Below are 8720 nucleotides of genomic sequence, written 5' to 3'. Positions count from 1 at the left end.
GCCGGCTTCCATCTTCTTTTTGCCCTTGCTCGAGCCTTTGCGGGCCTCAAACGGAGAGCCGTCCAGGTTCTGCTGGTTACGGATCCGCTGGCGGCTCGCGCTGCGCACGCGCTTGCTGACGTTGTTCAGCAGGCGGCGGCGCAGTTGATGTGGCAGATTGAGCAGCGCGAGCTGTTCTTCAGCACCCAGCAGGCCACGTATGTCCAGGTCAAAAGTGCTACGCGCCACGGCCGGTCACCTCGCCCTTCTCGGCCACCCACAGCTCAAACGGTACGAATGCCCAGGTCTGACCAAAGGCCTCGATCTCGCCAGCTGGATCCTCAGTGAGGTACTGCGGCTCGCTGAACTGCAGTTTGACGTCGACGTCGGCTAGGTCGTTGTCGAGCATGGTCACGTCGAACACGACACTGGGCAGCCCGTCGCGGTCCTGGTCGTGGCTTTCCAGCCAGCTACCAACCAGGGCCATCAGCCGCGCCGGATGATCGGCGAACCGCTCTATCACGATGGTCGCGCTGTAGTTCATGTCACCCATGTGCATGCCCTGGACGTCCGGCTTCCAGATCAATTCCAACTGCACCTGGTCCGTCCAGCTGTCGAGTTGCTCCGGCGCGACCAGATTGCGATCGAGCAGGTAGCGGGTCAGGGTTTGGAGCTTGATCACAGCAGCTCCGCCGTGATGCGGCCACGGCCCTGCAGGGCGCGCACGGCCTGCTGGCTGAACGCCAAGAAGGTTTCGCCGCGCTCCGGGGCTTCCTTGCCGGTGTTCTCGGCCAGATCTCGGCGAGTAACCGTGGCGAATTGGGTCAGCAGGCTGGCCTTGGCGCGGGTATAGACGGCGCGTTTGTACAGCGCCACTTGATGGGTGCGCTCCGGCAAGACGGTGGTGTCTGCAGACTCAACGCTTGACACGCCAGCGCCCTGCCAGCGCGCTTTGCACTTCGCCAGATCGAGGTTCACCTCGTGCATCGCGGTGTTTAGGTCAGTGGCCAGCATGTCCACCAGGTACTCCGCCGGCAGGCGGTAACTCTTCTGGAACTCGGACGCAGAGAGGTCCGGCCAAAAGCCGTCATTCTTGATGCCTTGCTCCACAAAAGTGGTAGGTTTGCCTGAAAAGCTCATGCTGACCGCTCAAATAGGGCGGGGAGCCTGTTTTCAGTGGGACGGTCCATAAATGGGCGGCTCACTTCCACAGGTCCACGCTGGGGGGGGTAGTCGGTTATTCGGTGGCCGGGTTAGCGGCCGCTTGTTTTGCCAGGGTCTTGCGGACCTTTTCGATACGGGTGTCGTTGCCGGCCTGGGCGTACAGCTCCGTTGAGCGCTCCAGGTGCTTGAGTGCGACTTCAAAACTCCCGGCCTCCATGGCGCGCATACCGATCAACTTGTGGTACTTGCTCGGGATCTGCTCCGTCAGTTGCCACTCACCGTCGACCAGAGGCAGCAAGTCGGAGAGGTAAGGCTCTGGGCTGCGGTTGGCTTTGTATTCGGCGTAGGCCCACTCACACACGGCGTCGGCGACAAAGGTCTGGATGTCGCGGCGCTTAAAGCGCTCCGGCATCTGCTGACCCTGCTCGATCAGGAAATCAGCCAGCTCCAAGGCGTCATCGAACTGGGCGGTGTCGAACAGCCAGACCAATACCTGCACTGCCACGCGGTTTGGGAAGTTCAGCCCCGACTCGCAATAGCGCTGCACGTATTCCTGATACTTGGGCAGCAGCTCGTCGCGCTTGAGTGCCTGGCGTCCGGCCAGACCATTGATCGCGCTGATGCGCGCCAGGTCCTGGTCTAATGCCGCTTCCTGCAGCAGCAGGTGCTTGCGCGCATTGGCTGGGCTGCTCAGGGCATCGCCCGGGGTGTAGGCCATGCCTGCAGTAGCGGCAATTACCGCTACTGCAGTGCTGCCCAGGGCCAGGATGCGGCGCTTATGCGCCAGGGCCAGGCTCACGCCAGCAGCTCCACGTTTTCGGTCAGTGCGATCTTTTCCAGCTGCTCGATCACGTAACCTTCGTTGCGGCTGTTGTAGTCCTCGACGCGGGAGCGCTTCGGGTTCTCGATCGTCTGTTTGCGCCAGCTGGTGTCCTGGTAGTAGATCGACAGGTTGTCCCAACTGGTGACCAGCACCGCGTTGACCGGGAAGTTCGGCACGCTGAACGCCGGCAGACCGCCGTAGGTCGCGATGACCTGGGCGTTTTCGATGCGCTCTTTTTCGGTCGGCGTATCACCCTGTTTGGTGTAGAGCTTGGCCTTGTCAGAGGCGAGCAAGTCGGTGCCGATGATTGCGACCAGGTCGCCGTCCTCGCGCAGGATCTCGTCGACCATCTGCTTGGTGTCATGCACCAGAGCATCAAGGTTGGCGTAGTCACCACCGGTGCCCAACGTAACCTTGCCAGCGGCGGCGCCCTCTTTCAGTACCTGCTGCGGGGCCTGTTCGCGCAGTTGTTGCAGCCAGCCCTTGTTCACGTCCTGTAGCTTGGGATTCGCTGCCAGGTCGGTCTGCGTTGCAGCGCGGGTGCCGTGGAAGCCGATAACAATTCGGTCCTGGGCGATACGCTTTTGCACGGCAGCGGAATAGCGCTCTTTGAAGTCGGGAAACTTCGCCCAGGCGTCGATCTTGGCGTACGGCAGGCCCACGTCTGACTGGGTATCAGCCAACTCGTAGGTGCTATTGTCCAACGCCGATGCGTCTTTGGCTTCGCGATCGGTGGTCTTGGTGTTGGTGCGGCCGGTGACCGGGCCATTCACGCCGATGAAGACCTTTTCACCCTTGATCTCGCTGACCGGGGTGACGTTGATACGCTCCAGGAAGTCAGCCTTCGCGGTGATCGCGTCGTTCAACTCCTGGGCAATCGTCGGGTCCACACTGAACATGCGGGTGGAGTTTTCGATGCCGTACGCTTCGGCGATCGCTTCCTGCAGCTCGGCGTACTGCTTGGCGCCCCGGGCGCTTAATGGCTGGGCCATGTCAGAGCACCTTTTTCTTGGTGGTGGTTACAGGGCCAGGGTTGCGCGGCAACTGGCGACCGGCGGAGGTGTTCTGCAGCGCGGAGAATTTCGCCTGCAAATCCGTCAATGCGGCGAGGACAGCCTTGTTCGACGCGCCGCCTTTACGTCGGAATTCCCGCTCTTCCTCGGCGGTGGCCACGATCTCATCCACGGCCGTGCTGACGTCATCGATCAGGTCTTGATCGGGTTCAGGCGCATCGGCGGCGGCGGGCTCAATGACGGCTTGGAGGCCGGCAGCGACAACCAGCAGCTGCGCCACCAGGGCCGTCAAAGCCGTTGCTGTAGCTTCATCCATTGGGGGTTTGCTCTCTGTGTTGGGTGGAGTGGTTTCGGTGGGCAGCACTTCCGTGGCGAAACGCTTGAAAAAGCCGGTCAGGGCATTGATCAGTCCGGTTTCGGCAGTTGGTTGGCTGTCGTCCTGCAGGCGGCCGAGTTCGACCGAGGCGGCGTAATAGGAAGCGCGGGTGTTCTGGTGCGAGAAATACAGTTCCTGGGTGCCGACGCTGGCCGGCTGGTCAGTAACGCCCAAACCAGTCAGGTAGGCTTTGCCCTTGCCACGGAAGTCCGGGGTAATTTCGATGCTGCTGAACAGCTTCTGGCCCTGGTCATTCAGGTACAGCAGGCGGTCGTTGGGCTTCAACTGCGCTTCCAACGCTACTTCGCCCGGCTCCAGGTCTTCGGCTTCTTCCACCAGGCGTACCGCGTAAACGGTGCCGTGGGAGCCTGGCCAGCGTTCGTGGTCGCACCAGATCACCGCCGTGTAGAACGACGGCTTGTAGGTTTCAGCGATATCGCGCAGTTCCTGGGGAAGGATCACGCGCCCATCAACGGTGGCTCCGCTGGTGGCGACACGTTTCCAGAAGGATACAAGGGAACGGGGCATGGATTTGACTGCGCTCAATCACTGAATGAGCCGCCAAGATAGGGAGCCGTTAGCCCTCAAACAAACGGTTCAAATGCGCGTTTCTCCTATATTCGAGATATAGGCGGATCACGGAATTTAACCCCGCGTTTCCAGCGTTTTCGCCGCATAGACTGCGGCCCATGTACTACTCGACCGAAGTTAAAGAAGCCGCCAAACGCCTGTTTCTGCGCCGCTGTAAGGCCAAGGAAATTCAGGCGCAGCTCAACCTGCCCAACATCCGGATCGTCTACTACTGGATCCGCCAGGGCGGCTGGGAAGACATGCTGTCGGACGAAGAACCGCTGACGGCCGTCGGCCGGCGGATCACCCTGCTCCTGGATAAGGTTGGCAGCCTGTCCAAAGACGATCTCAACGAACTGGACCGGCTGACCGTCGTTCGCGAACGCCTGCTGAAACAAGCGGCCAAGCCCGCACCGGTGGCGGCATCGAACGGCGACGACACGGGCGAGCCCCAGGAACCGCGCAGGCGATCGCGTGGCGAACGCTCCAGCCGTGGCGAGGGTGGCGACAGGAAAAAGGAAAAGAAGGCCAAGAACGACATCAGCGGTCTGACCGAAGTCGACTTCCTGGATAAGTTCATCAGCAAGATGTACCGCTATCAGCAGGAGCTGTTTGCCGCAAAGCAAAACCCGCTGACCAGCCGGATCCGCAACATCCTCAAGAGTCGCCAAGTAGGCCTGACCTACTACTTCGCCGGCGAAGCGTTCATGGACGCGGTGCTGACTGGTGACAACCAGGTGTTCCTGTCGGCCAGCCGCTCGCAGTCGGAAATTTTCCGCAGCTACATCATCCAGTTTGCCAAACAGTGGTTCGATATCGAGCTGACCGGCAATCCGATCACGCTCAGCAACGGCGCCGAGCTGCGCTTCCTGTCGACCAACAGCAGCACCGCCCAGGGCTACCACGGCCATGTGTACGTGGATGAGTACTTCTGGATCCGCGACTTCGAAAAGCTCAGCACCGTGGCCAGCGCCATGGGCACCCACAAGAAGTGGCGCAAAACCTACTTCTCGACGCCCAGCGCGGTGTCGCACCAGGCATACCCGTTCTGGTCGGGCGAGGAATTCCGCAACAGCAAACGCGGCAAGAAAGCCGGCGGCACCTGGCCCACCGAGGCGTCTTACACCCAGGGCGCACTGTGCCCCGATGGTCAATGGCGCAAGACCATCACCATCCAGGACGCGATCGATGGCGGGTGCGATCTGTTCGACCTGGAGCAGCTGCAGCTGGAGTACGACGAAGACAAATTCCAGCAGCTGTTTTACTGCAAGTTCATCGACAGCAGCCAGAGCGCGTTCGGTCTCAAGGATCTGGAGCGCTGCTACTCCGATTTGTCGTTGTGGGAGGACTATAACCCGGAGCTGGATCGTCCTTTCGGCAACAGTCCGGTGTGGCTTGGCTACGATCCGAGCCGCACCCGCGACGACGCCACGTGCGTGGTGGTCGCCCCGCCGCTGGAACCTGGGGCGAAATTCCGCATCCTGGAAAAGCACAGCTGGCGGGGGCATTCGTTCAACTACCAGGCCGCCCAGGTCAAAAAGCTGACCGAGCGTTTCAACGTCCAACACATCGGTATCGATATCACCGGCGTGGGCTATGGCGTGTTCGACCTGGTGCGCGACTTCTACCCTAAAGCCACGCCGATCCATTACAGCCTTGAGACCAAAAACCTGCTGGTACTCAAGGCCCAGGACACGATCCAGGGCAGCCGCATCGAATGGGACGCCGGGTGGACCGACATCGCCCAGGCGTTCCTGACCATCAAGCGCGGCACCACCACCAGCGGGCAAGTGACCTACAGCGCTTCGCGCACCGACGCCACCGGCCACGCCGATATCGCCTGGTCGATCATGCACGCCCTGTTCAATGAACCCCTCAACACCAACAAGCGGCGCCGTAGCCGCTACGTCACGAGCGGAACCAATGCCCAAGCCACGACACAAAAAGCCCCAAACCAGCCCACAGGCGCGACAGCCGCAGCCCATGCGGGCGTTCACCTTCGGGGAACCCGAACAGGTGCTGTCCGGCAACATCGGCGAGTACCTGGGGGTGTTTCTCAGCGACGACGGCGAGATCTACAAACCGCCAGTGTCCCGGGCGGGCCTGGCCAAGCTGCTGCGCGCCAACGCGCACCACGGCGCTATTCCCAAGTTCAAGCGCAACTTGCTGCTGCGTGAATTCATTCCGTCCGAGGGCTGCAGCACGCAGACCATGGGGCGGGCCAGCCTGGACTACATGGTGTTCGGGGAGGCGTATTTCTACCGCGATACCAACGCCTTCGGTGAAGTACTGGAGATGCAGCACCTACCGGCCATCAACATGCGGGTGAAGGTCGACGGCGGGTTCCGGATGCTGCTGCCCGATAGCAAGTTCATGGACTTTGACCAAGACGAAATCGAACACGTCTTGGACTATGACGTGGAACAGAACATCTATGGCGTGCCTGACTACCTGGGCGGCCTGCAGGCGCTGTTGCTCAACGAAGCCGCAACGCTGTTCCGCCGGCGCTACTACAGCAACGGCGCGCACGCGGGCTACATCTTCTACACCAACGACCCGGACCTGACCGAGGAAGACGAGGAGAACCTGCGCGCGCAGATCAGCGCGAGCAAGGGCGTGGGCAACTTCCGCTCAATGTTCGTCAACATCCCCAATGGCAAGGAAAACGCGATCCAGATCATCCCCGTGGGGGACTTCCAGGCCAAAGACGAGCTGGAGAAGGTGAAGAACATCACCCGTAACGATGTGATCGCCGCCTGGCGAATGAACCCAGCCCTTGCAGGGATCATCCCTGAGAACAATGGAGGGTTTGGGGACATCGAGAAGATCGATCGCGTGTACACCAGCAACGAGATCAGGCCGATCTGTCAGCTGTTCAACCAGTTGAACGACACGCTTCGGCGAGACAGGAAAATATCGTGGCAAGAAACCAAAACACCAGTCGATAACACTGGGCAAACGTCTTAAAGCAGCTATTGCCACTACAAAATGTGGCAAAATAGTGGCTATTGGCTGCCCTGGGGAGGGACACAATGAGAGTTGTATGCAAATGCGGGAATAAGGGCCGGATTGCTTCAAGGGAAGAGCTATCGCAGGATTTTGCGAAGCTTTACTGCCAGTGCCTCGACGCAACGTGCGGGCACACCTGGGTAGCGAATTTGACGTTTTCGCACACGCTCAGCCCTTCAGCTCAATCCTACGAAAGAATGCTGTTTGATCGTTTGAGGGATATGCCCAAGGCGAAACAACGGGAGTTATTCGATCAACTGGGCGCGGCATGATCGAGGCTGAATCGCCGTCAGCAAACCGGCGATGGGTAGAGACTCAATCATTGTTGAGTTATGCGGAACAAGACAACTCAAGGAATAAGCAGACTATGAAAATTTTGGTTCATAAGCGCCGCTCTGTTGGCCTTGCATCAGAACTTCGAGAGCCGAAGTTGCAACTTCATCACCTCCTTTTCGAGCTCCCGGCACTCCCGGTCCACGGCCGGAGAGAGCTGGACTTCATACTGGTCGGCCAAGTCACCCTCGTTCAGTATTTCAAATCGTCGTTCCATCAATTTGATAAGACGCTTCACGTTGAAACTGTCCACCAACGGCTTTCGGATGTTATCGATCTGTCTGCCGGTGTATTCACGGCTAGGGTCTTCCAAGAAGAGGATGTTAGCCAATGTCATCTCAGGCGGTCGGGGGGTCAAGTCAACGACACGGCCATCAGGATCCTGCCAGACAGCGTGGAACTCAGCTTCGATGATATGGGTGCCCTCCCAAATGGCCCAGCCCGTAAGCTGTTTTCCGCCGTGATGGGACACATGCTCTGGGACGATTGCGAGACATTCCAGCAATGGCTTGTGAGCCAGAGGTTCGTGCGGGATCAAAATGGGAAGTTGTGCAGGAACAACGCTGTCACAGAACGCCAGAACATGGGCTGATTGAATGTTTCCTGGTCTTGGTATAGCCATCTTTAAATCCTTTTTTGGGGGCATAAACCATCATGCGTGTCTTTTAACGTCAGCAAGGGCAACCGTCAGATCCTCCAACCGCTGCTCTATGTCCCTCATGCGTTTCTTTTCTTCAGCAGCGCTCTGTATCTCCCGTCTATCCGCCTCTTCTAAAGACCGAAATAGAGTAAGAATTGCCTCTTCCTGAGGGTTGGTGACCACCGTCTCGGGAACTGGAGCAGAAATACCTCTCGCCTGTGTCCCCTCCCCAGTCAAGAGCCAGTCCAGAGAAACACCCTCAGCCTCGCTCACGCTTATGCATAACGCATAAGGAATGGATTGACGGCTACGCCAACTCCCCAACGTCTGCCGGTTCACATCCAGCTTACGGGCCAGCTCGCTATCGCTATCAACGGAAAAAACCGTCATCAGGCGTTCAAGCACAGCGTCCAAAGACTTTTTATGCATTAAGAGTAAGTACCGCTTGATTTATTTAAAAAGAATAAATAGGCTTATGCGCAATGAGTACATCTTAACCAAATAGGAACACATCAATCATGAGCCAAGCGATGGAGAAGCGCCAGATCCAGGCACGACTGATCGAACGCGGCAGCAATTTCCGCCAGTTCGCGATGAGTCATGGCTACGGAACGAGGACAGTCACGCAAGCCGTCCAACGCTGGGCTGGACACGACTCGCTGCCTCAGGGACGACTTACATTCTTCATTTTGCGCGATCTATCGAAATTCATTGGGGAGGAAATTTTGCCGGGAATTCTCGCTGAAGCCATCGAACAGCCGGCGAAAGACGGCGTGATTGCACAGTAATGGCCACCACACTGAGGGAACAGCA

Annotated in this window: 12 protein-coding genes; 4 read left to right on the top strand and 8 right to left on the bottom strand. The window is 58.8% G+C overall.

Features of this window, described 5'->3' with window-relative positions; genetic code table 11:
• The 6 genes from CI807_RS08190 to CI807_RS08165 form a co-directional block, all read right to left on the bottom strand.
• The coding region (locus tag CI807_RS08190; RefSeq protein WP_177409567.1) for a phage virion morphogenesis protein at positions 1-228 on the bottom strand (228 nt) is incomplete at its 3' end.
• Positions 218-661 carry a phage tail protein gene (locus CI807_RS08185; RefSeq protein ID WP_095014328.1) on the bottom strand — a complete coding sequence of 148 codons (444 nt, stop codon included), beginning with the start codon at positions 659-661 and terminating at the stop codon, positions 218-220. The genes CI807_RS08185 and CI807_RS08190, both read right to left, overlap by 11 nt.
• Positions 658-1119: a head completion/stabilization protein gene (locus tag CI807_RS08180; protein WP_095014327.1), complete on the bottom strand. Its 462-nt coding sequence runs from the start codon at positions 1117-1119 to the stop codon at positions 658-660. Before CI807_RS08180 ends, CI807_RS08185 begins: the two co-directional genes overlap by 4 nt.
• A gap of 97 nt (positions 1120-1216) precedes the next feature.
• Positions 1217-1942, bottom strand: a complete 726-nt coding sequence (gene gpM / locus CI807_RS08175; protein WP_095014326.1) for a phage terminase small subunit — start codon at positions 1940-1942, stop codon at positions 1217-1219.
• Complete coding sequence (locus CI807_RS08170; protein WP_095014325.1) at positions 1939-2958, bottom strand: phage major capsid protein, P2 family; 1020 nt, start codon at positions 2956-2958, stop codon at positions 1939-1941. The genes gpM and CI807_RS08170 overlap by 4 nt, the downstream gene beginning before the upstream one ends.
• A gap of 1 nt (position 2959) precedes the next feature.
• Positions 2960-3883 carry a GPO family capsid scaffolding protein gene (locus CI807_RS08165; RefSeq protein ID WP_095014324.1) on the bottom strand — a complete coding sequence of 308 codons (924 nt, stop codon included), beginning with the start codon at positions 3881-3883 and terminating at the stop codon, positions 2960-2962.
• Positions 3884-4044: 161 nt separating this feature from the next.
• On the opposite strand from CI807_RS08165, the gene CI807_RS08160 reads away from it, so the two are divergent.
• The 3 genes from CI807_RS08160 to CI807_RS08150 all read left to right on the top strand — a co-directional run bounded on the left by CI807_RS08160 (position 4045) and on the right by CI807_RS08150 (position 7206).
• Entirely contained in the window at positions 4045-6102 is a 2058-nt protein-coding gene (locus CI807_RS08160; RefSeq protein ID WP_095014323.1) for a terminase large subunit domain-containing protein, read from the top strand.
• Entirely contained in the window at positions 6014-6892 is an 879-nt protein-coding gene (locus tag CI807_RS08155; protein WP_177409624.1) for a phage portal protein, read from the top strand. Before CI807_RS08160 ends, CI807_RS08155 begins: the two co-directional genes overlap by 89 nt.
• Positions 6893-6957: 65 nt before the next feature.
• The gene (locus CI807_RS08150; protein ID WP_095014321.1) at positions 6958-7206 is read left to right on the top strand and encodes an ogr/Delta-like zinc finger family protein; all 249 of its coding nucleotides are present in this window, start codon (positions 6958-6960) and stop codon (positions 7204-7206) included.
• A gap of 137 nt (positions 7207-7343) precedes the next feature.
• On the opposite strand, the gene CI807_RS31270 is transcribed toward CI807_RS08150, so the two are convergent.
• Positions 7344-7889: a hypothetical protein gene (locus CI807_RS31270; protein WP_157742010.1), complete on the bottom strand. Its 546-nt coding sequence runs from the start codon at positions 7887-7889 to the stop codon at positions 7344-7346.
• A gap of 30 nt (positions 7890-7919) precedes the next feature.
• On the bottom strand, positions 7920-8336 hold the full coding sequence (locus CI807_RS08140) for a helix-turn-helix domain-containing protein (protein WP_095014319.1): 417 nt from the start codon (positions 8334-8336) through the stop codon (positions 7920-7922).
• A gap of 101 nt (positions 8337-8437) precedes the next feature.
• Here CI807_RS08140 and CI807_RS08135 point away from each other — a divergent pair, with 101 nt between their 5' ends.
• A complete protein-coding gene (locus CI807_RS08135) occupies positions 8438-8695 on the top strand; it encodes a hypothetical protein (RefSeq protein WP_095017522.1) in 258 nt (85 codons plus the stop codon).
• The last annotated feature ends 25 nt before the right edge of the window (positions 8696-8720 follow it).

Source organism: Pseudomonas sp. NS1(2017) (assembly GCF_002269425.1).
Classification (GTDB): Bacteria; Pseudomonadota; Gammaproteobacteria; order Pseudomonadales; family Pseudomonadaceae; genus Aquipseudomonas; species Aquipseudomonas reactans.
The sequence above is the reverse complement of the archived record's forward strand: the minus strand, read 5'-3'. Positions and strand labels throughout refer to the sequence as shown.